Origin of the sequence: Streptomyces sp. NPDC007084 (assembly GCF_040703595.1) — a bacterium.
Lineage (GTDB): Bacteria > Actinomycetota > Actinomycetes > Streptomycetales > Streptomycetaceae > Streptomyces.
Genome location: NZ_JBEYFY010000030.1, coordinates 56,994 through 82,893, shown reverse-complemented (window position 1 = coordinate 82,893; position 25,900 = coordinate 56,994). Strand labels below are relative to the sequence as shown.

General features: G+C 73.3%; 21 protein-coding genes and 1 pseudogene. 9 read left to right on the top strand and 13 right to left on the bottom strand.

From position 1 onward, the window contains the following. Both AB0912_RS23250 and AB0912_RS23245 read right to left on the bottom strand, forming a co-directional pair. Positions 1 to 1,062 (bottom strand): annotated as a pseudogene (locus AB0912_RS23250) (hypothetical protein); the annotation flags it as partial. Between the two features lie 308 nt (positions 1,063 to 1,370). Next, positions 1,371 to 2,756: a transcriptional regulator gene (locus AB0912_RS23245; protein ID WP_366702728.1), complete on the bottom strand. Its 1,386-nt coding sequence runs from the start codon at positions 2,754 to 2,756 to the stop codon at positions 1,371 to 1,373. Between the two features lie 296 nt (positions 2,757 to 3,052). On the opposite strand from AB0912_RS23245, the gene AB0912_RS23240 reads away from it, so the two are divergent. The 3 genes from AB0912_RS23240 (at position 3,053) to AB0912_RS23230 (ending at position 6,194) form a co-directional block, all read left to right on the top strand. Next, positions 3,053 to 3,715 (top strand): bifunctional DNA primase/polymerase, encoded by a 663-nt coding sequence (locus AB0912_RS23240; RefSeq protein ID WP_366702726.1) that lies wholly within the window; start codon positions 3,053 to 3,055, stop codon positions 3,713 to 3,715. Positions 3,716 to 3,786: 71 nt separating this feature from the next. Next, positions 3,787 to 4,584 carry an ABC transporter ATP-binding protein gene (locus tag AB0912_RS23235; RefSeq protein ID WP_366702724.1) on the top strand — a complete coding sequence of 266 codons (798 nt, stop codon included), beginning with the start codon at positions 3,787 to 3,789 and terminating at the stop codon, positions 4,582 to 4,584. Continuing rightward, positions 4,581 to 6,194, top strand: a complete 1,614-nt coding sequence (locus AB0912_RS23230; RefSeq protein WP_366702722.1) for a transporter — start codon at positions 4,581 to 4,583, stop codon at positions 6,192 to 6,194. The genes AB0912_RS23235 and AB0912_RS23230 overlap by 4 nt, the downstream gene beginning before the upstream one ends. A gap of 117 nt (positions 6,195 to 6,311) precedes the next feature. On the opposite strand, the gene AB0912_RS23225 is transcribed toward AB0912_RS23230, so the two are convergent. Together AB0912_RS23225 and AB0912_RS23220 are read right to left on the bottom strand one after the other, a co-directional pair. After that, a complete protein-coding gene (locus tag AB0912_RS23225) occupies positions 6,312 to 7,193 on the bottom strand; it encodes an alpha/beta hydrolase (RefSeq protein WP_366702720.1) in 882 nt (293 codons plus the stop codon). Positions 7,194 to 7,931: 738 nt separating this feature from the next. Then, positions 7,932 to 8,624, bottom strand: a complete 693-nt coding sequence (locus AB0912_RS23220; RefSeq protein ID WP_366702718.1) for a metal-dependent transcriptional regulator — start codon at positions 8,622 to 8,624, stop codon at positions 7,932 to 7,934. A gap of 251 nt (positions 8,625 to 8,875) precedes the next feature. Here AB0912_RS23220 and AB0912_RS23215 point away from each other — a divergent pair, with 251 nt between their 5' ends. Then, positions 8,876 to 9,631: an SIS domain-containing protein gene (locus AB0912_RS23215; protein ID WP_366702716.1), complete on the top strand. Its 756-nt coding sequence runs from the start codon at positions 8,876 to 8,878 to the stop codon at positions 9,629 to 9,631. 219 nt (positions 9,632 to 9,850) lie between these two features. On the opposite strand, the gene AB0912_RS23210 is transcribed toward AB0912_RS23215, so the two are convergent. Then, on the bottom strand, positions 9,851 to 11,233 hold the full coding sequence (locus tag AB0912_RS23210) for a PAS domain-containing protein (RefSeq protein ID WP_366702714.1): 1,383 nt from the start codon (positions 11,231 to 11,233) through the stop codon (positions 9,851 to 9,853). A gap of 936 nt (positions 11,234 to 12,169) precedes the next feature. On the opposite strand from AB0912_RS23210, the gene AB0912_RS23205 reads away from it, so the two are divergent. Continuing rightward, on the top strand, positions 12,170 to 13,264 hold the full coding sequence (locus AB0912_RS23205) for a 2-oxoglutarate and iron-dependent oxygenase domain-containing protein (RefSeq protein WP_366702712.1): 1,095 nt from the start codon (positions 12,170 to 12,172) through the stop codon (positions 13,262 to 13,264). 158 nt (positions 13,265 to 13,422) lie between these two features. On the opposite strand, the gene AB0912_RS23200 is transcribed toward AB0912_RS23205, so the two are convergent. After that, positions 13,423 to 14,523: a citrate synthase 2 gene (locus AB0912_RS23200; protein ID WP_366702710.1), complete on the bottom strand. Its 1,101-nt coding sequence runs from the start codon at positions 14,521 to 14,523 to the stop codon at positions 13,423 to 13,425. A 594-nt stretch (positions 14,524 to 15,117) separates the two neighbouring features. Between AB0912_RS23200 and pdxH the strand changes: the two genes are divergently transcribed. After that, the gene (gene pdxH / locus AB0912_RS23195; protein ID WP_366702736.1) at positions 15,118 to 15,756 is read left to right on the top strand and encodes a pyridoxamine 5'-phosphate oxidase; all 639 of its coding nucleotides are present in this window, start codon (positions 15,118 to 15,120) and stop codon (positions 15,754 to 15,756) included. A 253-nt stretch (positions 15,757 to 16,009) separates the two neighbouring features. On the opposite strand, the gene AB0912_RS23190 is transcribed toward pdxH, so the two are convergent. From AB0912_RS23190 to AB0912_RS23170, 5 genes are all read right to left on the bottom strand, one after another. Then, on the bottom strand, positions 16,010 to 16,627 hold the full coding sequence (locus AB0912_RS23190) for a TetR/AcrR family transcriptional regulator (protein WP_366702708.1): 618 nt from the start codon (positions 16,625 to 16,627) through the stop codon (positions 16,010 to 16,012). Next, the gene (locus AB0912_RS23185; protein WP_366702706.1) at positions 16,615 to 17,349 is read right to left on the bottom strand and encodes an enoyl-CoA hydratase family protein; all 735 of its coding nucleotides are present in this window, start codon (positions 17,347 to 17,349) and stop codon (positions 16,615 to 16,617) included. Before AB0912_RS23185 ends, AB0912_RS23190 begins: the two co-directional genes overlap by 13 nt. Positions 17,350 to 17,427: 78 nt before the next feature. Then, complete coding sequence (locus AB0912_RS23180) at positions 17,428 to 18,993, bottom strand: 4-coumarate--CoA ligase family protein (RefSeq protein ID WP_366702704.1); 1,566 nt, start codon at positions 18,991 to 18,993, stop codon at positions 17,428 to 17,430. A gap of 295 nt (positions 18,994 to 19,288) precedes the next feature. Beyond that, on the bottom strand, positions 19,289 to 19,504 hold the full coding sequence (locus AB0912_RS23175; protein ID WP_366702702.1) for a DUF397 domain-containing protein: 216 nt from the start codon (positions 19,502 to 19,504) through the stop codon (positions 19,289 to 19,291). Beyond that, positions 19,491 to 20,357 (bottom strand): helix-turn-helix transcriptional regulator, encoded by an 867-nt coding sequence (locus tag AB0912_RS23170; RefSeq protein WP_366702700.1) that lies wholly within the window; start codon positions 20,355 to 20,357, stop codon positions 19,491 to 19,493. Before AB0912_RS23170 ends, AB0912_RS23175 begins: the two co-directional genes overlap by 14 nt. A gap of 112 nt (positions 20,358 to 20,469) precedes the next feature. On the opposite strand from AB0912_RS23170, the gene AB0912_RS23165 reads away from it, so the two are divergent. The 3 genes from AB0912_RS23165 (at position 20,470) to hemC (ending at position 22,427) form a co-directional block, all read left to right on the top strand. Continuing rightward, positions 20,470 to 20,874, top strand: coding sequence for an ATP-binding protein (locus AB0912_RS23165; RefSeq protein ID WP_366702734.1), 405 nt, complete (start codon positions 20,470 to 20,472; stop codon positions 20,872 to 20,874). A gap of 111 nt (positions 20,875 to 20,985) precedes the next feature. Further along, positions 20,986 to 21,456, top strand: coding sequence for an NUDIX hydrolase (locus tag AB0912_RS23160; protein ID WP_366702698.1), 471 nt, complete (start codon positions 20,986 to 20,988; stop codon positions 21,454 to 21,456). Further along, the gene (gene hemC / locus AB0912_RS23155; protein ID WP_366702696.1) at positions 21,453 to 22,427 is read left to right on the top strand and encodes a hydroxymethylbilane synthase; all 975 of its coding nucleotides are present in this window, start codon (positions 21,453 to 21,455) and stop codon (positions 22,425 to 22,427) included. The genes AB0912_RS23160 and hemC overlap by 4 nt, the downstream gene beginning before the upstream one ends. Before the next feature lie 166 nt (positions 22,428 to 22,593). On the opposite strand, the gene AB0912_RS23150 is transcribed toward hemC, so the two are convergent. After that, entirely contained in the window at positions 22,594 to 23,763 is a 1,170-nt protein-coding gene (locus AB0912_RS23150; protein WP_366702694.1) for an acyl-CoA dehydrogenase, read from the bottom strand. A 217-nt stretch (positions 23,764 to 23,980) separates the two neighbouring features. Continuing rightward, positions 23,981 to 25,897, bottom strand: a complete 1,917-nt coding sequence (locus tag AB0912_RS23145) for a biotin carboxylase N-terminal domain-containing protein (RefSeq protein WP_366702692.1) — start codon at positions 25,895 to 25,897, stop codon at positions 23,981 to 23,983. Positions 25,898 to 25,900: the final 3 nt, after the last annotated feature.

Genomic DNA, 25,900 nt, shown 5'->3' with positions numbered 1-25,900 from the left:
GGCCCGGCCGGCGGGGGCGTACGCGCCGGGCGCGCCCGGTGCCGGCTGCGCGCCGTACGGGTCGTGCGGGTCGTGCGGGGCCGGTGCGGCGGAGTCGTAGCGCGCGAACTGCTGGGTCGAGGCGGGCGCTTCCGGCTCGGTGCGGAAGAGGTTGTCGAACTCGGCCGGGGGCTGCCGTTCCTCCGGCGCGCCGGGGCCGGTCTCGTAGGACGCGGCGGGCTGGGCGGGCACGGGGGCCATGAACTGGGTGGGGGCGCTGTCGGGACCGCCCGCCGACGGCAGCGGTCCGGGGGCGTCCTGCGGGGTGTGGCCGGGGTAGTGCGCCTGGCCGGCGCCCTGGGCCTCGGGCGGCAGCGCGCCCGGTCCGACGGGCGGGAGGTACTGCGTGGCGCCCTCGTCGGGGGCGGCGGCGACGGGCGGTATGAACTGCGTCGCCCCCTCGTCACCGCCCGGCCCCGCCGGTATGTAGGGGATGTACTGGGTGGCGCCCTCGTCCGGCGCCGGGCCGGCGGGCGGCAGCGGTGCGGGTCCGGCGTCGGGCAGGCCGTGCCGGGCGTGCGAGCCCTGCCGCTGCTCGGCGGCCCCGTAGCCGTCGTACGCGTCGTAGCCGCCGGCCGCGTGCGTGCCGGGAGCGCCGTGCGTGCCATGCGTGCCGGGAGCGCCGTGCGTGCCATGCGTGCCGGGAGCGCCGTGCGTACCGGGGGCGCTGTGCGCGCCGGGGGTGCCCTGGCCGTAGTCGTGGGCGCCCTGTCCGCCGTACGCGGGCCGGGTGCTCTCGGGGGGCAGCGGGCCCGCGCCGGACGGCTGCTGCTGCCAGCCCTGCTGTCCGGGGCCGCTCCAGCCCTGGCCGGCGTCGGCCTGCGCGGCCCAGCCGTCGCCGGAGCGCGGGGCGGCGTCCTGCTGGTCGGGGCCCCACGGGCTGCCCCAGGCCTGGCCGCCCGCCGGGGCCGCACGCTCACCCGTGGTGCCCGGCAGCAGCGGTTCGCCGCCGTCCGAGGGCAGCACGATGCCTTCGCGCGCGGGCCGCGCCGAGGGCTCCTCGCCCTGTCCACTCTGCGTCACCGGGACTCCTACGAATGGGGGACCTTCGGAATCGTCGGCTCACGCTACCGGGTTCCCACAGGCCGGTGCCACGCAGCACGGGACGCGACCCGGGCACCCTGTGACACGGGTAACGAAACCGCCCCCGAATGCGCTGTATCTCACTCCCTTCCCTCATCACACCCGCGTTCGCCCGGTGTTCACGCGGACACGGACGGAAAGTTCACGCACCCGGGCGGGGGCGCACACCCCGTGCGCCCCCGCCCGTGCCGCGCACGGACCTGCTCCTCGGGTCCGCCCGGCCCAACCCGCCTGTCCCACCGGCCCGTTCAGGCCGCCGACTGGAGTTCCATGCGTGCCCCGAAATCCCGGACCACCGCCTCGTCCCGGAACGGCTCAAGCCGCTGCTGGAGGTCCTCCAGGTACTCGGCGCCCCGGTTGGAGCGGAGTGTGCCGAGGAGTTCGACCGCCCGCAGGCCGGTGGCGCAGGCCTGTTCGATCTCGCGCTGCTGGACCTGTGCCGTGGCCAGCAGGACGTAGCCGATGGCGCGGCGCCGGGCCCGCGACTCGGGGTGCCCGGCGAGGGACTGCTCGGCGCACCGCGCGGCGGCCTCCGCCTGCCCGAGGTCGCGGTGACAGTGGGCCAACTCGTCGGCGAGATAGGCCTCGTCGAAGTGGGCGATCCACACCGGGTCGTCCCCGGAGGCCGCGTCGGCGCCCTCCAGCGCGGTGACGGCCCGGCCCGACGCCGCCTGCGCGGCCCGCGCGTCGCCCATCAGCGCGTGCCCGCGCGCCTCCGCCGCGAGGAACATCGCCTCGGCGCGCGGCGTCACCCGCCCGCGCGCGCCCTCCTGGGCCGCGCGCGCCAACTGGGCGATCTCGCGCGGGTTGCCGAGCTGGGCGGCCAGGTGACTCATCGACGCGGCCAGCACATAGCCGCCGTAACCGCGGTCGCCGGCCGCCTGGGCGAGTCTGAGCGCCTGGATGTAGTACCGCTGGGCGAGGCCCGGTTGGCCGGTGTCGACCGCCATGTAGCCGGCGAGTTCCGTCAACCGGGAGACGGCGGCGAACAGTTCGCGTCCGACGGCCTCCCGGTAGGAGCCGGCGAGCAGGCCGGAGACGACGCTGTTCAGGTAGTGCACGACGACCGGGCGCACATGCCCGCTGCCGTAGCGGTGGTCGAGTTCGGTGAGCGCCTCGGTCATCGCGCGGATCGCCGCCACGTCGGAGTGGCCGACGCGCGGGCCCGCCGACCGGGCGACCTGGGCGTCGGGGCCGGAGATCAGCCAGTCGCGGCTCGGCTCGACGAGCGCGGAGGCGGCGACGGAGGACCCGGACAGGAAGTCGCGCCGCCCGACGTCGCTGCGCCACAGCTCACAGACCTGCTCGATGGCCCCCAGCACGGTCGGCGAGAACTGGAGGCCGACCCCGGACGCCAGGTTCTTGCCGTTGGCCATGCCGATCTCGTCGATCGTGACCGTCCGGCCCAGCTTGCGGCCGAGGGCCTCGGCGATGACCGCCGGAGCCCGCCCGCGCGGCTGCTGGCCGCGCAGCCAGCGCGCCACCGACGTCTTGTCGTACCGCAGGTCAAGTCCGTGTTCCGCGCCGCACATGTTGACGCGGCGGGCCAGCCCGGCGTTCGAGCAGCCGGCCTCCTGGATGAGCGCCTGGAGCCGTTCGTTCGGCTGCCTGGCGATGAGCGGCCTTGCGGCCATGGCGTACCCCCTGTGGCTGCGGTGCCTGCCCACGCACCGAGTTGACGTGTCTTCGCCGGCCCACCCACCGAAAGAAGTCGGCCAGGAAGATCAATGCCCCGCGAAGACGGCGACAATGCGAGGCATGTGAGGATTGCCGGGGTAAGGGCGGTTCCCCGACCCCACCCCTGGTTACCCACTCCCGGCTGGCGTTCCTCCCGCGCGCCCCCGCACGTGCATCCATGCGCCCCGCGCCGGGAATCGATGCCCCTCCCCCGCGCGCGTGTCCCCCGTAACCCGAGGTGGACCGGGGAGTTGTGTTCCACGTGGAAGAGACCATCGCAGGCACCGAGACCGCACAGATCCCCCAGCAGCGCGGCGAGTCGCTGCAGGAAACCGCCGTGCGCTATGCCGAGGAGCGTCACTGGGACGTGTTCCCCGGCACGTGGCTGGAAGCAGTCGACGGGGTGCAGCGCTGCTCCTGCGGGGAGCCGGACTGCGCCGTGCCGGGGGCGCATCCGGCACGGGACGACTGGGCGACGCAGGCGACGGGCAGCGCCACGGTGGCGCGGCGGCTGTGGGCGAAGCAGCCGGCGGCGTCGATCCTGCTGCCCACCGGGCGTACGTTCGACGCGATCGACGTGCCCGAGTCGGCCGGGTTCCTGGCGCTCGCCCGGATGGAGCGGATGGAACTCACCCTCGGCCCGGTGACCTGCACCCCCGACCGGCGGATGCACTTCTTCGTCCTGCCCGGCGCCACCGCGAAGGTCCCCGACCTCGTCCGCAGGCTGGGCTGGCCGCCCGCCTCCCTCGACCTGGTCGCCCTCGGCGAGGGCGCGTACGTGGCGGCACCGCCCACCCGCTTCGGCTCCCGGGGCGCCGTCCAGTGGGCCCGCCGCCCCACCCCGGCCAACCGCTGGCTCCCGGACGCGGAGGAACTGATCTCCCCGCTGGCCTACGCCTGCGGCCGGGACCGGTAGCGCCGCGCGCCCCGGCGGAGCCGGTGACGCCGGGCCTGGGACTGATCCACGGCAGGCCCTAGGGTGCGGGTATGAGCGAGGGTGTGCAGGACGTCGGGGTGCCCGCCGTGCGGGTGCGGGGGCTCTGGAAGCGGTTCGGGGAGCAGATCGCCGTCGCCGGGATCGATCTGGACCTGCCCGCCGGGCAGTTCGTCGGGCTCGTCGGGCCCAACGGGGCGGGCAAGACCACCACCCTGTCGATGGTGACCGGACTGCTGCGGCCCGATCAGGGCACCGTCGAGATCGTCGGCCACGACGTGTGGCGCGACCCGGTGGCGGTCAAGGCCCGGATCGGCGTGCTCCCGGAGGGGCTGCGGCTCTTCGAGCGGCTCTCCGGACGCGAACTCCTCGCGTACACCGGCCGGTTGCGGGGCCTGCCCGGCGCCGAGGTCGACAAACGCGCGGGCCAGCTCCTCGACGTCCTCGACCTGGCGGGCGCCCAGCACAAGCTGGTCGTCGACTACTCGACCGGCATGCGCAAGAAGATCGGCCTCGCCTGCGCCCTCCTGCACAACCCCGAAGTCCTGTTCCTGGACGAGCCGTTCGAGGGCGTGGACCCGGTCTCCGCGCAGATCATCCGCGGCGTCCTGGAGCGGTACACCGCCTCCGGCGCGACCGTCGTCTTCTCCTCCCACGTCATGGAACTGGTCGAGTCGCTGTGCGACTGGGTCGCCGTGATGGCCGCCGGACGCATCCGCGCGCACGGGCCCCTCGCGCGGGTGCGCGGCGCGGCGCCCTCCCTCCAGCAGGCCTTCCTCGAACTCGTCGGCGCCCAGGGCCGGGACACCGCGGCCGACCTGGACTGGCTCGGCGGCGGGGCCACCCGATGACCACCGCCCCCGGCGTCTCCGCCACGTCGCTCACCCCGGTCGTCATCCGTCTCAAACTGTCCCTGCTGCGCAACGGCCTGCGCCAGTCAGGCGGACGCCGCGCCGCCTACATCGCCTCCGTCGTCGTCGCCCTGCTCTTCGCCGCGCTCCAGCTCCTCGGCCTGATCGCGCTGCGCGGCGACGCCCACGCCGCCTCCGTCGCCCTGCTGCTCACCGCCGTCCTCGCCCTCGGCTGGGCGGTGATGCCGCTGTTCTTCCCCAGCGGCGACGAGACCCTCGACCCGACCCGCCTGGTGATGCTGCCCCTGCGCCCCGAGCCGCTGGTCCGCGCGCTGCTGGCGGCCTCGCTGGTCGGGATCGGCCCGCTGTTCACGCTGTGCCTGCTGACCGGTTCGGTGATCTCGGTCGCGCACGGCGCCGCGGCCTGGGTGACGGCGGTCCTCGCGGTGCCGCTCGCCCTGCTGGTGTGCGTGGCGCTCGCGCGGGCGGTGGCGGCGGCCAACATCCGGCTGCTGTCCAGCCGCAAGGGCCGCGACCTGGCGGTGCTCAGCGGCCTGGTCATCGCGGTGGGCGCGCAGGTGGTCAACTTCGGTCTCCAGCGGCTCGGTTCCTCGGGCGGCCTGGCGGCCCTCGACCCGGCGGGGGACGTACTGCGCTGGGTGCCGCCCGCCTCGGCGGTCGGCGCGGTCGGCTCGGTGAGCGACGGCTCGTACGCCACCGCGGCCGTTCAGCTCGCGCTGAGCGGGGCCGCCCTCGCGGGGCTGCTGGCCCTGTGGTCCCGGCATCTGACCCGGCTCATGACGTCACCGGACGGCTCCACCCTCCAGGCCGCGGAGCCCGCCGCGCGGGAGCGGACCTCCCCGGGGCTCGCGCGGCTGCTGCCCGCCGGACGCACCGGCACGGTCATGGAACGCAGCCTGCGCTATGTGTGGCGCGACCCGAAGACGAAGGCGGCCTGGGTGACCTCGCTGGCCATCGGGCTGATCGTGCCGGTGTTCAACGCCCTCCAGGGCACCGGCTCGGCCTACTTCGCGTGCTTCGCGGCGGGCATGCTCGGCATCCAGATGTACAACCAGTTCGGCCAGGACACGTCCGCGTTCTGGATCGTCGCGATGACGGTCTCCTCGACCCGGGACGCCTACGTCGAACTGCGCGGACGCGCCCTCGCCCTGCTGCTGATCACCCTCCCGTACGCGACACTGGTGACCGTCCTGACCACCGCGCTGCTCGGCGCCTGGCGGCAACTGCCCGAGGTGCTCGGCCTGTCGTTCGCGCTGCTCGGCGCGATGCTGGCGACGGGGGCCTGGTCCTCGGCCCGGTTCCCGTACTCCATCCCGCAGGAGGGCTACAAGAACGTGGCTCCCGGGCAGGCCGGTCTCGCCTGGATCGCGATCTTCGGCGGCATGGTCTCCGCGGCCCTGCTCTCCGCCCCCGTCATCGCCCTCACGATCTGGCTGAACGTGAGCGCCGACGGCGACCGCTGGACCTGGCTGCTGCTACCCCTGGGAGCCGGCTACGGCACGCTGATCACCCTGCTGGGCCTGCGCCTGGCGGCCCCCCGCACGGCCCGCCGGCTGCCGGAGATCCTGGCGGCGGTCAGCAAGGGCTAGCGGGGGCGACCGGCCGCGGCGACCGGCCGCGGCGACCGTCGGCGGGCCGGGCACGCTGGGCGTCAGGCGTCAGGCGTCAGGGCGGGCGCGTGGGCCGCGGACGGTGGGCGGCAGGGGTCAGGGGCGGCGGTCCTGGCCGGTGAGGACGGCGTCGAGGAACGGCTCGATCGCGGCGCGCCAGGCCTCGGGCTGGTCGTAGTGCACGAGGTGGCCGGCGTCGGCGACCTCCGCGTACTGGCCGCGGGGCAGGACGCGGACCATCTCCTGCGCCTCGGCCCGGCCCAGCTCGCCGTCGAGTCCGCGCACCACCAGCGTGGGGCACTGGACCTGGGCCAGCTCCTCCCAGTGCGCGTCGTACACCCAGGTCTGGCGGGAGGTGAGCATCTCCCGGGGGTCGAAGACGGGGCGCCAGCCGTCGGGCGACTCGTGCATCACCTCGGCGTAGAACTCGCCCCGGGAGGGGGTGCGGCGCTCCACCCACGGGTCGTCCTCGCCGAACCACTTCCGCACGTCGGCGAGGGTGGCGAAGGGGGTGGGCCAGGCCTTGAACCAGTCCTCCCACTCGCGCTGGGAGGCGGCACCCAGTGCCGAGGCCCGCATGTCGCAGATGATCAGGGCGCGGACCAGGTCGGGCCGCTTGGCGGCGAGCTGCCAGCCGGTCAGGGCGCCCATCGCGTGGCCGATGACGACGGCGGGTCCGAGGCCGAGCTGTTCGAGGGCGGCCTCGGCGTCCTCGACGTAGGCCTCACGGGTGTACCCGGCCTCCGGGGCCTTGTCGCTCTGGCCGTGTCCGCGCTGGTCGAGGGCGACGGCGCGATGCCGCTCGGAGAGCCAGCGGGCGGTGGGCGCCCAGTGCGAGGCGCGGCCCATCAGGCCGTGCAGTAACAGCACGCCGGGCGCCTCGGAGGCTCGTGGCTGGTCGGCCTTGGGAGGATCGGCGAACTCCCAGGCGGCGAGGCGTAGGCCGCCCGCTCCCGTCACGTCGATGCGCCGCACCATCGGTAATGGCACCCCCCTAGCTCGCTCGGACCCGCCCGCTCCCGCTCGATCCGGCCGGTCCACTCGTACCGCTTCCTGCCGCTGCTCCTGCTGGTGTGCCCGCCCGGTGTCCCGGTGTGCCCCCGGGCCCCTCGCGGTCCGCCCGGTCCCCCTGTCACACCCTCACGTTATCGAATGGGATTTCGAAAATGGTCTTTCCGGCCACAACACCCCTCGTTCGAGTGACCACCCCGGGGGATTGCCCGCCGCCCCCGTGGGGAGATCTTCAGCGGGGGACGGACCGCTCGGGGAAACCGGTCCGGAGGGAATGACCCTGGGAGCTCGGGGCTCCGGGTCAGTACGGGGGAGGACAGGCCCCGGCGCCGTCTGGCGCCGGGGCCCTCTCCACGTCTGCGGCACATCCTCGCGCCCCCTCCCCGACCGCACACCATCGCTCTCGGACACGGTCAAGAGCCCTCAGGTCATATGCCTCACGCGACAGCCTCGCACGCAAACGGTCCCGGCGCTGCGATTCCGCACACTGAATCTTGGTTTCAGCCAGCGTGCACGTGCGTCACAACTGCCTCTGCCGCCCCAGCAGTTGACGGGCTGGATGGAGGCGCGGCGCGACGGGTGCGCGACGAGGCGACGGCGCGGCGGGGGCCGACGCCGGTGTCCGGGTACGCGGCGCCGGTGTCCGGGTGCGCGGCGCCGGTGTCCGGGTGTGCGACCCCGGTGTCCGGGTGCGGGGCGCCGGTGTCAGCGCTTGGCGACGAAGACGTGGGAGGCGACCTCGGCCTCCAGCTCCGCCGCCTCGCCGCCGCTGCCCACCAGGACGCCGCCCGGCGACTCGGTCACGCTGACCACGGAACCGGGCTGCACGCCCGCCCGCCGCAGCGTGTACATGAGCTGGGCGTCCGTCTGGATCGGCTCGCCGATGCGGCGGACCACGACCGTCTTGCCGTCCAGGCCCGGGTCCAGCTCGGCCAGCGAGACCATGCCGGCGTCCAGGAACGGGTCCGCGCCGTCCGCCTCGCCCAGCTCCTCCAGGCCCGGGATCGGGTTCCCGTACGGCGACTCGGTCGGGTGGCGCAGCAGCTCCAGGACACGGCGCTCCACCGCCTCGCTCATCACGTGCTCCCAGCGGCAGGCCTCGGCGTGGACCTGCTCCCACTCCAGACCGATCACGTCGACCAGGAGACATTCGGCGAGGCGGTGCTTGCGCATGACGCGGGTGGCCAGCCGGCGGCCCTCGTCGGTCAGCTCCAGGTGCCGGTCGCTGGCGACCGCCACCAGGCCGTCACGCTCCATCCGCGCCACCGTCTGGCTCACCGTCGGGCCGCTCTGGTCGAGCCGCTCCGCGATGCGGGCGCGCATGGGGACCACACCTTCCTCCTCCAGCTCGAGGATGGTGCGGAGATACATCTCCGTGGTGTCGATCAGTCCGGACATTCGTGCCCCTTGATTAGCTCTGCCGGAGACTCGGCATCCACCGGCGTGTGCGCTGGCCCTGAACTCAATTCTGACGCATCGCACTGACAAGCGTGCCGCGCCGTCGCAACCGCTCCGTGCCGGGTGCCCCGCGAGGGCCGTTCGCCGCCCCCCGAGGCCGTATTGACAGGGCACTGGTCCAGACCGCAACGTGATCCGCGACACGACGGACTTCCATCCGCGAGACGACGGACTTCCAAGGGGTTGCGCCGATGAGCGACAGCACGCTGGCCGGGCAGTTCTTCGACGCCGCGATCGGCCTGCTGCGGCGGGTGCGCGACGAGGGCGCGGCGGAGATCGAGGCGGCCGGGGAACTCGTCGCCGACACCGTCGCGGACGGCGGCCGGCTCTTCGCGTTCGGCGCCGGGCACTCCTCGCTCGCCGCGCAGGACGTCGTCTACCGGGCCGGCGGGCTCGCCCTGATGAACCTGCTGACCGTGCCCGGGGTCGTCGGCGTCGACGTCATGCCCGCCACCCTGGGCTCCGCCCTGGAGCGGGTCGACGGCCTCGCGAGCGCCGTCCTCGACTCCAGCCCGCTGCGCTCCGGCGACCTGCTGGTGATCATCTCGCTGTCCGGGCGCAACGCGCTGCCCGTCGAGATGGCGATGAACGCCCGCGCCCTCGGGGTGCGGGTCATCGGCGTCACCTCCGTCGCCTACGCCACCGAGACGAAGTCGCGGCACACCTCGGGCACCTTCCTCAAGGACCACTGCGACATCGTCCTCGACTCGCGGATTCCCGTCGGGGACGCTGAACTGACCCTGGACCGCATCGAGGCGCCGTTCGCGCCCGCGTCCACCGTCGTGACCACGGCTCTGCTCCAGGCCGTCATGGCCACCGCCGCCGGCTCCCTCGCCCAGCGCGGCATCGAGCCGCCGCTGCTGCGCTCGGGCAACGTGGACGGCGGCCACGACTGGAACAGCCGCGTCATGACGCAGTACGGCGACCGCATCTTCTACCGCCGCTGACGGCCCCGCTTCCGGTCCCCCGAGGGCCCCGCTGACGGCTCCGCTTCCGGCCGCCTGAGGGCCCCGCTTCCGGTCCCGCCGACGGCCCTGCTTCCGGTCCCCCCGAGAACCCCGAGGGCCCCGCTCCCGGCCCCGCTGACCGCCCCGCTCCCGGTCCCGGCCGCCACCGCCGGGGCACCCGGGTGCCCCCGGGTGCCCGGCGTCGTCCCCGGCACCCGCTCAAGGGCGTCCGGCGACATCCGTCAGGTCGAGGGCCGTCGCGATGCGGACGGCGACGTCCTCCGCGTAGGTGGCGTCCGCGCGCTCGAAGCGGCCCCGGCCCGCGGTGCGCAGGAAGGTGACGACGCCGAGGGTGCGGCCCCGGCTGCGCAGCACCGCGCACAGGGCGTGGACCGTGTCCGCCGGCCACTGGCGGGCGAGGGCCCAGGCTCGGGCCTGGTCGGGGTCGGCGGCGCCCGCCCCGGCCCGTACCGAACCGGCTCGGTCCACGCACTGCAGCGCCGGATGCCCCTCCGCGTACCGCACCGGCAGGCCGGCCTTCCCGGTGGGCAGGCTGGGGCCGGGCGCCCCGGCGGGGGTGGCGAGGGCGCGCACCAGCCGTACGGGCGCGTCGTCGTCCCTGAGGAAACCGCCGGCCACCCGGTCGACCAGGGCGTGGTCGGCGAAGCCCGCGAGGGAGAAGTCGAGGTGGACAGCGGCGGCCTCGGCGGGGTCCTCGCACTCGGCGGCGGCGCGTGCCGCGCGGTGGAGCTGGTTGGCGCGGAAGCGCAGCAGGGCCGCCTCCTGCTCGGTCTGCTTGGCCTCCGTCACGTCCTGGAAGAGCCAGCCGACCCCGAGCGGCACGGGTTCCTCCGCGAGCGGCGAGGAGAGCCGCAGGAAGCCGCTGCGCCAGCAGCGCCGGATCTCGCCCTCCGGGGTCCGCACGCTCACCCACATCTCCGCGGGGGCCGGCGGCGCGCCTTCGGCGAGGACGTGGGTGAGGGCGCTCTCCAGCTCCTCCGCCCCCTGCGAGAGCAGTTCGCCGAGCGGGCGGCCGAGGACGGCGGTGCGGCCGGTGCCGAGCGCCTGGGCGGCGTGCGCGTTGACCACGGCGGGGCGCAGGTCGGCGTCGACCAGGACGACGCCCCAGCTCACGTTCTCGAACAGGGCCTCGCTGAGGGCTATGGAGCGTTCGAGGTCGATCTGCGCGTGCACCTCGCTGAACGCGCAGTACACCCCGGCGGGCTTGCCGTCGGGACCGCGGACGGCCGCCGACTGGGTCCGTACGAGGACCCGGCCGCCGTCCTTGGTGAGCAGCGCGAACTCGTGGACCTGCCGGCCCGGCGCCTCCATCGCGGACAGCAGCCGGGCCTGGACCTCCTCGGCGTCCGCGGTCCGCACGGCCCAGCCCGCGAACCCGGGCCGCCCGACCGCCTCGGCGGCGCTCCAGCCGAGGATGCGCTCGGCCTCGCGGTTCCAGTGCGTCACGACCCCGTCGGCGTCGAACGCGCACAGCGCGGCGTCCATGCCGTCCAGCAGCGCGGCCAGGAGGTCCGAACCGTCCCGCTCGGGCTCGTCGGGCCCCAGCTCGTCGGTGGTTCCACTTCGCCGGGAAGCACTCACCTGGACCCCCTGTGCAGGCTGCGTCCGCGCAGACGGCGCGACTGTTCGCCCGCCTGCCCTCATTCAACTCGAACGTGACCCAGCCCACACCGGGTTCCCCGAAGATTGGACGAAATCATTGCACCCCGGATTCCCGCCCCGCCCGCCCCAGCAGCCACCCGGCGCCCCCTGCCGGACCGCTTCGAATAAATGGCTTGAGCCCGTCCCGATGTGTTCCTAGAGTTCTCGGCACGTAGGAGAGGAGGTGGTTCGGCTCATGACGGAAACCCGGACATACGAGGTGGCTGCGGGCTAGCGGCCCGTTGTCGGACTCGGTTCGGCGCCGGACCCGCACGTGTGTGGCACGTGCAGCCGGCCCAATCCAACGCAGTCACCCGACCCGCGAACTCGCCGGTACGTCCGGCCCGGCTCCCCCGCCGTCAGGCACGGGGACCCGAGTTCGCGGGTCGTTCGCGTTCCCGGGGCGTGCGAGGCTGCCTGCTTCCCAGGGGCGTACGAGGTCGGCGGTCGCGGGAAACCCGGGCAGGGCCCCGGCGGCGGACCGGAGGCTCCGGAACACCGAAGTGAGGCGGGCCACACCCGGATCGGGGAGGGCGCAGTACTCTGTGCCCATGCTTCCGATGCTCGTCCGACGCCGGCACGTGGACTACGTGCGCGTCACGAGCATGGGCTGTCGGCCCTCCGCCTGACCCCAGCCCCCTGCTTCAAGCACCGCAATCACGCATCCCGATCACGCACCGCATCCACGCGTCGCGCGTCCCACGCGTGCACGTGTATCCCGCGCTCACGCGTGCCTCGCGCTCACGCGTACCTCGCGTTCACGTGTGCCTCGCGTTCACGCGTATCTCGCGGCGCCTCTTCCTCCACCTGGCACCCGTGGCCCCCGCCCCACCCCCGGCGGTTGCCCGGGCACCCGTACACCCCGCGGACGCACCCATGACGACGAACACGTCCTCCTCCGAGCCCCACGGCTCCCCTGAGTCCCACGGCTCCTCCGAGCCCCACGGCTCCCCTGAGTCCCACGACGCCTACCAGCAGCTTCCGATCATCGACCTGTCCGCCGCCGACCGCGGCCCCCAGGCCCGGGACCTGCTGCACGCCCAGCTGCACAGCGCCGCCCACGACGTGGGTTTCTTCCAGCTCACCGGGCACGGCGTCCCCGAGTCCGAGACGCGGGCGCTGGTCGACGCCATGCACCGGTTCTTCGCGCTGCCCGAGGCCGACCGGCTCGCCCTGGACAACACCGGCTCCCCGCACTTCCGCGGCTACACCCGCACCGGCGACGAGCGCACCGGCGGCAGCCGCGACTGGCGGGACCAGCTCGACATCGGCGCCGAGCGGCCCGCCCGCGTCCCCGGCCCCGGCGAGCCCGCGTACTGGTGGCTGGAGGGCCCCAACCAGTGGCCCGCCGCCCTCCCGGAGCTGCGTACGGCCGCCCTCGCCTGGATCGACCGGCTCGGGTCCGTCGCCGAACGGCTGCTGCGCGAGCTGCTGACCGCGATCGGCGCCCCCGCCGGGTTCTACGACCCCGTCTTCGGCGACCGCGCCCACCCGCACCTCAAGCTGGTCCGCTACCCCGGCAGCGCCTCGGACGGCGCCGACCAGGGCGTCGGCGCGCACAAGGACTACGGGTTCCTCACCCTGCTGCTCCAGGACCAGGTCGGCGGACTCCAGGTGCAGCGCGCGGACGGTCGCTTCCACGACGTGCCGCCGCTGCCGGGGGCCTTCGTCGTCAACCTCGGCGAACTCCTCGAAGTCGCCACCAACGGCTATCTGCTGGCCACCAACCACCGCGTGGTCAGCCCGCCCGGCGCCACCGAGCGGTTCTCCGTGCCGTTCTTCTACAACCCGCGCCTCGACGCCCGGATCGAACCGCTGCCCTTCCCGCACGCGGCGACCGCGCCGGGCGTCACCGACGACCCGTCGAACCCGCTCTTCGCCGAGTACGGGTTCAACGAACTCAAGGGCAAGCTGCGCGCCCACCCGCTGGCCGCCGCCCGCCATCACGCGGAGCTGCTGACCCCCGCGTGACGGCCGGCGGCGGCCCCGGCCCGCCCGTGCCGGCGCCGGCACCGGCCTCCCGTGCCCGGGGGCCCGGGGGCCCGGGGGCACCGGCTCCCCGGCCCGCTCCCGGGTGGAGCGGGCCGGATAAGAGGGGCCGGGTCAGCGGGCCGGGTCAGTGGGCCGGGTCAGTGGGCGATGTCCCCGTAGCCCTCGATCTCCTGCGGGCCGCGCGAACCGGGGCCCACGTAGCGGGCGGAGGGCCGCACCAGACGGCCGGTGCGCTTCTGCTCCAGGATGTGCGCCGACCAGCCCGCGGTACGGGCGCAGGTGAACATCGACGTGAACATGTGCGCCGGGACCTCCGCGAAGTCCAGCACGATCGCCGCCCAGAACTCGACGTTCGTGGCGAGGACCCGGTCGGGGCGGCGGGCGTGCAGCTCGGCCAGCGCCGCCTTCTCCAGCGCCTCCGCGACCTCGAAGCGGGGCGCGCCCAGCTCACGGGCCGTGCGGCGCAGCACCCGGGCGCGCGGGTCCTCCGCCCGGTACACCCGGTGTCCGAAGCCCATCAGGCGCTCGCCCTTGTCGAGGGCCTGGCGGACGTAGGCCTCGGCGTCCCCGGTGCGCTCGATCTCCTCGATCATGCCGAGCACGCGGGAGGGGGCGCCGCCGTGCAGCGGGCCGGACATGGCGCCCACCGCTCCGGACAGCGCCGCCGCGACGTCCGCGCCGGTGGAGGCGATCACGCGCGCGGTGAACGTCGACGCGTTCATGCCGTGTTCGGCCGCCGACGTCCAGTACGCGTCGACCGCGGCCACGTGCTTCGGGTCGGGCTCGCCGCGCCAGCGGATCATGAACCGCTCGACGACGGACTGCGCCTTGTCGATCTCGCTCTGCGGAACCATCGCCAGACCCTGCCCGCGGGCCGACTGGGCGACGTAGGACAGCGCCATGACGGCGGCGCGCGCCAGGTCCTCGCGGGCCTGCCGCTCGTCGATGTCCAGCAGCGGTTTGAGGCCCCAGACGGGGGCGAGCATGGCGAGCGCGGACTGTACGTCGACACGGATGTCGCCGGAGTGGACGGGGATCGGGAACGGCTCGGCGGGCGGCAGGCCCGGGTTGAAGGCGCCGTCGACCAGGAGGCCCCACACGTTCCCGAAGGACACGTGACCGACCAGGTCCTCGATGTCGACGCCCCGGTACCGGAGTGCGCCGCCCTCCTTGTCCGGTTCGGCGATCTCCGTCTCGAACGCGACGACTCCTTCGAGTCCGGGTACGAAGTCGGACATCAGGCGGCTCCTCGTGACGTGTTCGGCAGATGGTGTTGTGGGCGTGCGCGGTGGTGTTGCGGGCGGTGTCGTGCGCGGCCCCGGCCCACCGGGCGGGTGCCGGCCGGGAGGCCGTGCGGGTACCGACCGGAAGGCGGTGCGGTGCCGACCGGAAGGCGGTGCGGTGCCGACCGGAAGGCGGTTCGGTGCCGCCCCGTAGGCGGTGCGGTCCGTGCGGTGCGGTCCGTGCGGTCCGCGCGCCGGTTCCGCGGTCGCCCCGGAAAGACTCTCGAACCCTCTTCGAGGAGCCTCGCCGACTCGCGGCCCGGAGCGGACACCCCGGTCATGCCCCGTGCGGCCGGTCATCCAACCGGAACGGCCCCAGCACGATATCTCCGAGTGCCAACTTTGGGGAGGGCCCGCGGCACTCAGTGCCACCACGTGACGAAGCACACCCGTTCCCCGACGGGGCACACCCGCCCCCAACGGCGGTCGCGCATACGGCAGGATGGCCGCGTGAACGATCGCATCCCGGACGAATCCGCGGCCGAACCGCTCATCCGCCGTGCCGCCGAGGCCGCCGAGGAGGACCTCGCCGCGCCCGACCCCGCCGCGATGCGCGCCCACTACCGCGCCGAGGGGCTCGACGAGGGCGATCTCGCCCCGCACCCGATGGAGCAGTTCGGCCGCTGGTTCAAGCAGGCAGCCCAGGCCGCCGTGCACGGTTTCGTCCACGAACCGAACGCCATGGTCGTCTCCACCGCCGACGCCGAAGGCCGCCCCAGCTCCCGCACGGTCCTGCTCAAGCAGTACGACGGCCACGGCTTCGTCTTCTACACCAACTACGGCTCCCGCAAGGCCCGCGAGCTGGCAGAGAACCCGTACATCTCGCTGCTGTTCCCCTGGCACCCGCTCGCCCGGCAGGTCATCGTCACCGGGACCGCCCGCCGCACCGGACGCGACGAGACCGCCGCCTACTTCCGCTCCCGGCCGCACGGCTCCCAGCTCGGCGCCTGGGCCAGCCCCCAGTCCACGGTCATCACCTCGCGTACCGAACTCGACGCCGCCTACGAGGAGTTGAGCGTCCGCTACCCGGAGGGCGAGCAGGTGCCGGTGCCGCCGAACTGGGGCGGTTTCCGGGTCGCCCCGCAGAGCGTGGAGTTCTGGCAGGGCCGCGAGAACCGGCTGCACGACCGGCTCCGTTACGTCGCCGAACCCGACGGAAGCTGGCGCCGCGAACGCCTCAGCCCCTGAGCCGCGAGCCCCTGAGCCCCTGAGCCGCGAGCCCCCGAGCCCCGAGTCCCGGGGACCTGGGCGTCTGATCCGCCGAGCACCCGAGCCGCCGAGCGCCCGAGCCGCCGAGCAACTGAGTCGTACGGGCACCTGAGTCGTACGGGCCCGGTGAGCCGTACGCCCGGCGCCCCCGGCCCGTTTCTCCGGCGCCCCCGGCCCGTTTCTCCGGGTCGCCCGGCCCGTTTCTCCGGGCCCCGGGGCGCCCCGGGTGACCTCAGCCCAGTGCCTCGTCCACGATCAGGCCCCACTGCGCGACCACCCGCTCGCGGCGCGCCCCGTCGTCGGTGAGGAGGTTGGCGAGGCCGAGGCCGCGGGCCATGTCGAGCAGGCCCTGCACCGTCTCCCGTACCCCCGGGCGGGACTCGTCCGCGCCCAGCAGCTCCACCGCGATCCGGTGGCTCTCGCGGCCGACCCGCGCCTCCAGCTCGGTGACCCGGGCGCCTAGCTGCTCCTCGTCGGAGGCCGCGACCCACAGATGCAGGGCGGCCCGGAACAGCGGCCCGGTGTACAGGCCCACCAGGGCGGCGACCACGGCCCGCCGGTCGGCGGGGCCGTCCGGGAACAGGGCGCGCAGGGCGGTCGAGCGTTCCTCGGCGACGTACTCGACGGCCGCCGTGAACAGGTCCTCGCGGGTCGGGAAGTGGTGCTGGGCCGCGCCGCGCGACACCCCGGCCCGTTCGGCGACGACGGACACGGTGGAGCCCGCCCAGCCGTACTCGGCCAGACACGCCACCGCGGCGGCCAGCAGCCGTTGCCGGGTGGCCCGGCTGCGGTCCTGCTTCGGCTCGTGCGGCACCCGTGCCGCGTGCTCCGCCGCGCTCACACCACCCATGCGGGATCCCGTCGTTCGAGAAAGGCCGTCATCCCCTCACGCGCCTCGCCCGAGGAGAACAGCCGGGCCGAGAGCGCGGTCAGTTCCGCCGCGTCCCGGTCGAAGGCCTCCAGCACCTTAGCCGTGAGCAGCGCCTTCGTCGCGGCGAGCCCCTGCGGGGACGAGCGGCGCAGCCCGTCGAGGAGCGGTGCGAGCGCCGCGTCCACGTCGTCTGCGGCGGCGGTCAGCAGTCCCGTACGGACCGCTTCCGCCGCGTCGAACCGCTCACCGGTCAGGTAGTGACGGGCCAGCGCGCGGGGGTCGCAGCGCGGCAGCAGCGGCAGGGAGATCACGGCGGGCGCGACCCCGATCCGTACCTCGGTGAACGCGAAGGTCGCCGCCGGGCCCGCCACCGCCAGGTCGCAGGCCCCCAGCAGTCCCAGGCCGCCCGCCCGCACATGCCCCTCGACCCGTGCCACCACCGGCTTGGGCAGGGCGACGAGCTGCCGCAGCAGTCCCACCAGGGCGTCCGGGGGCGGCGGGTCGCGCAGATCGGCGCCCGCGCAGAAGGTGTTCCCGGTGTGCGTCAGCACCACCGCGCGCACCCCGTCGTCCTCGCCGCACTCCGTCAGCGCCCGCGCCAGCTCGGCGACCAGCACCGCCGACAGGGCGTTCCGGTTCGCCGGCGCGTCCAGCGTCAGCGTGGCCACGGCCCGTTCGCACGCCACCCGCACAACCGTCATGACCCGCCTCGCAGTTCAGTGTCCCGGATCACACCGGCCATCCTCTGCCCCGCAGTTCATGGTCAAGGACCCCACCGGTCATACTCTGCCCCGCAGTTCACGCCGCAGGATCTTGCCCGACACCGCTCGCGGCACCGCGTCGAGGAAGGTGACCCGCCGCACCCGCTTGTACGGCGCCACCCGCTCGGCGACGTACATCATCACCTCGCCCTCCGTCAGCTCCGGGGCCGACGCCTGGCGCACCACGAAGGCGTGCGGGACCTCGTTGTGGTCCTCGTTGTACGCGCCCACCACGGCCGCGTCCGCTATCCCCGGGTGGGTGAGCAGCAGCGCCTCCAGCTCCGCCGGAGCGACCTGGAACCCCTTGTACTTGATCAGTTCCTTCACCCGGTCCACCACGAACAGCCAGCCGTCCGCGTCCACATGCCCGACGTCGCCGGTGTGCAGCCAGCCGTCCGCGTCGATCATCGCCGCCGTCGCCTCGGGCCGGCCCAGATAGCCCTTCATCACCTGCGGGCCCCGGATGAGGATCTCCCCCGCCTCGCCCACCCCCAGGTCCCGGCCCGGATCGTCCAGCGACACGATCCGCATCTCCGTGCCCGCGATCAGCTTCCCCACCGTCCCGGCCGGCGGGTCCACCGCGTCCAGGGGTACGACATGCGTCCCCGGCGACAACTCCGTCATCCCGTACGCCTGTCCCACCGGCGGCAGCCCCAGCCGCGCCGAACACGCCGCCGCCAGACCGGCGTCCAGCGGAGCCGCCGAGCAGATGATGTACCGCAGCGACGACAGGTCGTACTCGGCGACCGCCGGATGCTTGGCGAGCGCCAGCACGATCGGCGGCGCCACGTACAGCGCCGTGATGCGGTGCTCCTGGATCGCCCGCAGGAACTGGTCCAGCTCGAAACGCGGCAGCACCACGACCGTCGCGCCCTGCCGCAGCGGGGCGTTCATCAGCGCGGTCAGACCGTAGATGTGGAAGAACGGCAGCACCGCGAGGACGCGCTCCCCCGGGCCCATCGGGATCAGCGGCGACAACTGCGCCAGGTTCGTGGCGATCGACCGGTGGGTGAGCATCACCCCCTTCGGCACGCCCGTCGTCCCCGAGGAGTACGGCAGCGCCGCCACGTCCGCCACCGCGTCGATGACCACCTCGGGCTCCGGCGCCGACCCGCCCAGCATCCCGGCCAGCGACCGCACCCCGGGCGCCTGGTCGCAGACGAAGATCTCCCGTACCCCGCCCGCCAGTTCGGCCGCCCGGCGGGCCACCTCCAGCAGCGGCGACACCGTCACCACCCAGCGCGCCGAACTGTCCCGCAACTGCTTCGCGAACTCCTCCGGCGTCGCCAGCGGATGCACCGTCGTCACCGACGCCCCGGCCCGCGTGGCCCCGTAGAACACGGTGGGGAACGCGATCGTGTTCGGGCTGTGCAGCGCCAGCACGTCCCCCTTGCGCAGCCCCGCCTCCGCCAGCGCCGCCGCCAACCTCCGGTGGAACAGGTCGAGTTGGCCGTACGTGAGCGTCGTGCCGTCGACTCCGTCGACCAGCGCCGGCACCTCCCCCCACTCCGCGGCCCGCCCGAGCACCGCCTCATGGATCGCCACCTCGACCGCCGGGACATCCGCGTACTCACTACGGAACACCGTTCCTCCTCAGACGCTCAGTCCCCGTCGTCCCCACGTCGTCCAGCAACGCCGCCCCCTCCCCCGCGCCGGAGGCACCGTTTTCAGAGGGTGACAGTCAGCCTGAAAACAATCAAGCGTGCCTGCATGATTAATATGCCGGGCGCCGGGGCGGTGAAACTCGCGGGCGCACACGAGGCCGTACTCCACCGAGGCCTGCCGGGCGGGTCCGCTCACACGAAAGGCCGGACGCCCCCGTACGGCCGCGGGCGTTCACCCTGTGGCCGTACGGGGGCGTCCTGTCCACCCGCTACACCTACGCCGCGAAACCGCCCGCCCGGATCCCGGTCACCAGACCAGCCAGGCTCGCACGCGACAGGAGCAGCGCCGGCCCCGTCGGCGACTTGCTGTCCCGGATCGCGACCGTCCGCCCGTCGACGATGCCGCACTCGACGCAGTCGGACTGCGTACCGCTCGCCGACGACTTCCACCACACGACGGCCAGAGTCGACGCGTCTTCAACGTGGGCCATGTTCTTCCCTTATCTTTTCGATGCGTTCTGCGGACCGCTCGACCGACAACGCAGCCGCGCGAAGTCGCTCGAACGCGTCCCGGTACACGCCGACCTGTCCGCCGTCCTCGACGTACAGAGCAGCGGTCAGGCTTTCGACGTGCACGACGTCGAGGTCTGCGTAGTCCTCGAACCCGAGGACCGAGTAGGACCCCATCTGCCCGACGTGGGGCGGGGAGTCGGACGGCAGAACCTGGATCGTCACGTTCGGGCGACGGCCACGTTCGAGCAGGCGGCCGAGCTGGTCGCGCATGACGCCGGGACCGGCGCAGGTCGTACGCAAGGCGCCTTCGGCGATGATCGCCCACAAGTTCAGCGGAGTCTCGCGAGTGAGTACGGACTGCCGCGCGAGGCGCACCTCGACCAGCGCGTCGACCTTTTCGTCGACCGCTTCCGACATGCCGATCGACGTCATGAGTTCGCGGGCGTACTCGGCCGTCTGGAGCAGGCCGGGAATGACGCCTATCTGCCACGTGCGGACTGATGTCGCTTCCGCCTCCAGACTGATCAGGTCCTCGTACGCCGGGGACAGGACGCCTCGGTAAGACTGCCACCACCCGCGCCGCGCTCCCTGGCGGGTAAGGGCGAGCAGGGCCGTCCGCAACTCGCCGTCATCGACCCCGTACACGTCGAGCAGCGCCTCGATGTCCGGCGCTTTGGCCGCACTCCGGGCGGTCTCCAGGCGGGACAGTTTCGCTACCGTGATTCCGCCGTCGGACTTCTCGGCGACCTCTTCGAGAGTGAGGCCGAGCGCGTCGCGCAGCGCTCGGAGCTTCACGCCGAGCCTGCGCCGGCGCACCGTCGGTGTACTCACGAACCCCCCTCCCGGATCTGGCGTTTCGCCGACAGTCTGCCGCCTGCCCGCCGGTGGTGTCACCTGAGCCGCCCCCTCCGCCGAGGCACACTCTCAGAGCTGCGGCCCCTCGATCGGGCAGCCGGCCCAGATCGTCATCCCCACGGGTCCCGAAGCCGCCGGACAGGCCCGCACATACGTGCGCGAGGTACTGGCGAACGGGGACTTCCCGGTCGGCGCCGCATGCCTCGACGACGTGCTGCTCATCCTCTCCGAGCTGGTCACGAACTCGTACAGGTACGGCACCGAGCCCGGTGACTCGATGCGCGTCGTCGTGCTGACGACGCCCGTCCACGTGCGGATCGAGGTGCACGACCCGGTGCGCCGTCACCCCGAGTTCCGCGAGACGACGGAAGAGCGCGTCCGCGGGCGCGGCCTGCACATCGTCGACGCCCTCGCGGCGCGGTGGGACGTCGACGACCGGCCGTTCGGAAAGGCCGTCTGGGCGGAGGTGCCGAGATACCCGACGGCGAACTGACCCTCCGCACGGCACCCGATCAACCTCTCCGAACCGCCCACCCGTCGTCGTGACGTGACTCGACACCCGCCCCCCCATCACCCGCCTTCTGTGCTTGCGAAAGGCACGCCCATGCCGCCCCCGACGCCCGGCCACCCCGTCACGGCCTCCGTGCTGATCACCTCACCGACCGACGACCTGCTGATCGTCCACCCGGCCAAGCCGGACGCTCCATGGCAGTTGCCCGGCGGGATCGTCGAGCAGAACGAATCCCCCCTCGACGCCGTTCGCCGAGAAGTACGTGAAGAACTCGGCCTCGAAATCCACGTCGACGAGTGGGACCTGTTCGCCGTCGAGTGGCTGCAAGCCACCCGGCCCGACCGACGCGACCGCCTCGCCATCATGTTCGCCGGGCCCGTCCTCGAACCGCTCGACGCCGACCGCATCACCTTGCAGCCCGAAGAACTCGACATGTGGCGATGGGCCGACCGCGCGGAAGCCCGATCGCTGCTGCACCCCGCGATCGTCGCCCGGATCGTCGGCCCGCTCCAGACTCCTGGCAGCGCGCTCTACCGTGAAACCAGACACGAAGGGACGTTATGAACACCTCCGACTTCCCCGCCCGAAAGCTGCGCATCGGCACCCGCAGCTCGCCCCTGGCCATCGCCCAGGTGGATCAGGTGGCCGGACTGCTGCGCAAGGTCGAGCCCGACCTCGAAATCGAGGTCGTGCCCGTGACGACCGAAGCCGACAAGTGGCAGGGCGACCTCGCGCGGCTCGGCGGAAAGGGCCTGTTCGTCCGCGAGATCGACACCATGTTGCAGCGTGGGCAAGTGGACATGGCCGTGCACTGTATGAAGGACGTCCCCGGAGACGTGCCCATGCCGCGTGGCCTGATCTTCGCCGCCTACCTGGAACGCGACGACGTGCGCGACGTCCTGGTCGTACCCGAGGGGTCCGACGCGCTGACGCTCGCCGACCTCCCGCCGGGCGCCTCCGTCGCCACCTCGGCCGTGCGCCGTAAAGCACAAATCAACCGCGTACGCCCCGACCTCAACGTCGTGCGCGTCCGCGGCCTGGTCGGTACCCGCCTCGACAAACTCGACGGCCACAAGAAGATGGATCACACGCTGGACGCGATGGTCCTCGCGCGGGCCGGCCTCGAACGCCTCGGCCTCATGAACCGTGCCCGTCAGGTGTTCGAGGCGGACGAGATGCTGCCGGCCGTCGGCGCGGGCGCCCTCGGCCTCGAATGCCGGAAGGACGACGACGCGGTCGCCCACCTGCTCCAGCAGGTCAACCACGACCGCACCATGACCGAGATCACCGCCGAGCGGGTCATGCTGCACGGCCTGCGAGGGCACTGCAACAGCCCCATCGCGGGCCACTGCGTCACGGACCCCGACGGGCAGCTCAGCCTGCGCGGAATGGTCTTCTCCCGCGACGGATCCAAGTTCGTTCACGCCCATTTCTGGGGCGAGTCCTTGAACGACCCGGCCGTCCTCGGCTCGCGCGTCTGCGCCGAGCTGCTTCGGCAGGGAGCCCGCGACATCATCGAGGGCATCCCGCACTGACGTCTCGCAAGGCCACGAGAGCTGACAGGCCCCCGCACCCACCGTGAGGTACAGGGGCCGCGCTCTGCTTATGCCCCTCCGCTCTGCCGCCCGTTCCTCCGCAGCCGGTCACCCACGGTCCGAAAACCGTCCCACGACGTGCAGGATCGCCCACGACTCCGACGGCTCAGTACGACTTGGGCAGCCCGAGGGTCTGGTGCGAGACATAGTTGAGGATCATCTCCCGGCTCACCGGGGCGATACGGGCCACGCGGGACGCCGTGATCAGTGACGCGAGGCCGAACTCCCGGGTCAGGCCGTTCCCGCCGAGCGTGTGCACCGCCTGGTCCACCGCCCGCACGCACGCCTCCCCCGCCGCGTACTTCGCCATGTTCGCCGCCTCCCCCGCGCCCACGTCGTCCCCCGCGTCGTACAGGAACGCCGCCTTCTGCATCATCAGCCGCGCCAGCTCCAGATCGATGTGCGCCTGCGCCAGCGGATGCGCGATCGCCTGGTGCGCCCCGATCGGCGCCTTCCACACGGTCCGCTCCCGCGCGTACTCCACCGCCCGGCCCAGCGCGTGCCGACCCATGCCGATCGCGAACGCCGCCGTCATCACCCGCTCCGGGTTGAGCCCCGCGAACAACTGGAGCAGCCCGGCGTCCTCATCGCCGACCAACGCCTCGGCGGGCAACCGGACTTCGTCCAGGGTCAGCTCGAACTGCTTCTCCGCGCCCCGCAGTTCCATGTCGATCTGGCGCCGCCCGAACCCCTCCGTCTCCCGCCCCACGATGAACAGGCACGGCTTCAGGCTCCCCGTCCGCGCGTCCTCCGTACGCCCCACGATCAGCGTCGCGTCCGCGATGTCCACCCCCGAGATGAACACCTTCCGCCCGTTCAGCACCCAGTCGGTGCCGTCCCGGCGGGCCGTCGTCGTGATCCGGTGCGAGTTCGAGCCCGCGTCCGGCTCCGTGATCCCGAACGCCATCGTCCGCGAACCGTCCGACAGGCCCGGCAGCCAGGCCCGCTTCTGCTCCTCCGTGCCGAACCGCGCGATCACCGTCCCGCAGATCGCCGGCGACACCACCATCATCAGCAGCGGACACCCGGCCGCCCCCAGCTCCTCCAGGACGATCGACAACTCCGCTATCCCGCCGCCCCCACCCCCGTACTCCTCCGGCAGGTTCACCCCCAGATAGCCGAGCTTGCCCGCCTCCGCCCACAGTTCATCGGGGTGACCGCCCTCCTCGACCACCTTCGCCAGATACTCCCGGCCGTACCGCCGGCCCAGCGCGGCGACCGCCGCGCGCAGCGCCTTGTGTTCATCGGTCTCGGTGACAGCGACACCAGCACTCATGACGGCTCCTAGGCTCCTCAGAACGATCGGTACGGAATGGTCTGTACGCGCCTGAAAGGGACTTAATTTTCCTTAACGGGATCGAATGGGGCTGATCCGTGGGCGTGTGGACGGGTGGACGGGTGCGCGGATGTGCGGGTGTGCGGGTGGGCGGGTATGCGGGTGTGTAAGTGGGCTGGTAGGCGGGGGGGGTGAACGTGGCTGCTCCGCGGCCCGGTTACGACGAGGGCGACGCCTCCTGCTCCGGCTCGGGCGTCTGCCCTGGACCCGGCTCCGGTTCCGGCTCCTTCTCCGGTTCTCGCACCACGGCCAGGAGGGCGCCCACCTCGACCTGCTGGCCGACCGTCACCCGTAGCGCGGTCAGGGTGCCCGCCGACGGGGCCGAGACGCGGTGCTCCATCTTCATCGCCTCCAGCCACAACAGCGGCTCCCCCGCCCGCACTTCGGAGCCCTCCGCGAGGCCCTCGGCGAGCCGGACCACCGTGCCGGGCATCGGCGCCAGCAGCGAACCCGGGGCCCGGTCGGCGGCCGCGTCCGGGAAACGGGGGACCACCGTCAGCGCCACGCCGTTCACGAAGACCCGGCCGTCCCCGTAACCGGACACCGCGAACGCCCGCCGCACACCGTCCACTTCGAGCACCACCCGCCCGGCGTCGACCCGCACGACCCGCACCCCGTCCGCCACCGGGCCCTGCCGCGTATACCGGTAGGCGGCCTCGTGCTCGACGCCGGCCATCCGATAACGCTTGACCACCGGCTGCGACGGCACGTTCCGCCAGCCGCCGAAGCGTGACCGGCCGGCCCCGTCCGCCAGGGCCGCCGCGAGCGGCGCCAGCGGGTCCGCCACCGGCTCCGTCAGCGCCTCCAGATGACGGTCGTAGAACCCGGTGTCCATCCGGGCCCGCGCGAACTCCTCGTGCCGCAACGACCGCACCAGCAGATCCCGGTTGGTCACCGGGCCGTGCAGCGTCGCCCGCTCCAGCGCCCCCGCCAGCTTCCGCACCGCCTCCGCCCGCGACCCCGCGTGCGCCACCACCTTCGCCAGCATCGGGTCGTAGTGCATCCCCACCACGTCACCGTCGGCGAAACCGGTGTCCAGGCGCACCCCCTCCGGGACCGCGAACCGGTGCAGCCTGCCCGTCTGCGGCGCCCAGCCCCGCGCCGGGTCCTCCGCGTACAGCCGGGCCTCCACCGCGTGCCCCCGCGCGGGCGGCGGCTCGGAATCCAGCCGTTCGCCCTCGGCGACCCTCAACTGGAGTGCCACCAGGTCGATCCCGAACACCGCCTCCGTCACCGGATGCTCCACCTGGAGGCGGGTGTTCATCTCCAGGAAGTGCGCCCGCCCGTCCGCGACCAGGAACTCAACCGTGCCCGCGCCCACGTAGTCCACCGCGCGCGCCGCCCGCACCGACAGCTCGTACAACGTCTCCGTCAGCCCGTCGCCCAGACCCGGAGCCGGCGCCTCCTCCACGACCTTCTGGTGCCGCCGCTGCAACGAACAGTCCCGCGTACCCAGCGGCCAGACCGTCCCGTGCGCGTCCGCCAGGATCTGCACCTCCACATGCCGGCCGCCCTCGACATACGGCTCGACAAAGACCTCACCGTCCCCGAACGCGCTCAACGCCTCCGCCCGCGCCCCCTCCAACGCCGCCTCCAGATCGGCGAGTTCACGGACGATCCGCATACCGCGCCCGCCACCGCCCGAAGCGGCCTTCACCAGCACCGGCAAGTCGGCCGCCGTCACCCGCTCCAACGGGGCCAGCCCCATCAGCTTCTTCGCCCGCGTCTTCGACGCCATCGCCTCGATCGCCTCCGGCGACGGCCCCACCCACACCAGACCCGCGTCCAGCACCGCCCGCGCGAACCCGGCGTTCTCCGACAGGAACCCGTACCCCGGATGCACCGCGTCCGCCCCCGCCCGCAACGCCGCCGCCACCACCAGATCCCCCCGCAGATACGTCTCCCCGGGCGCGGCACCCGGCAGCCGCACCACCGCGTCCGCCTCCCGCGCGTGCAGCGCGCCCTCATCGGCGTCCGAACACACCGCCACCGTCCGCACACCCAGCTCACGACAGGTACGGAACACCCGGCAGGCGATCTCGCCCCGGTTCGCCACCAACAGACTCGAAATCACGGG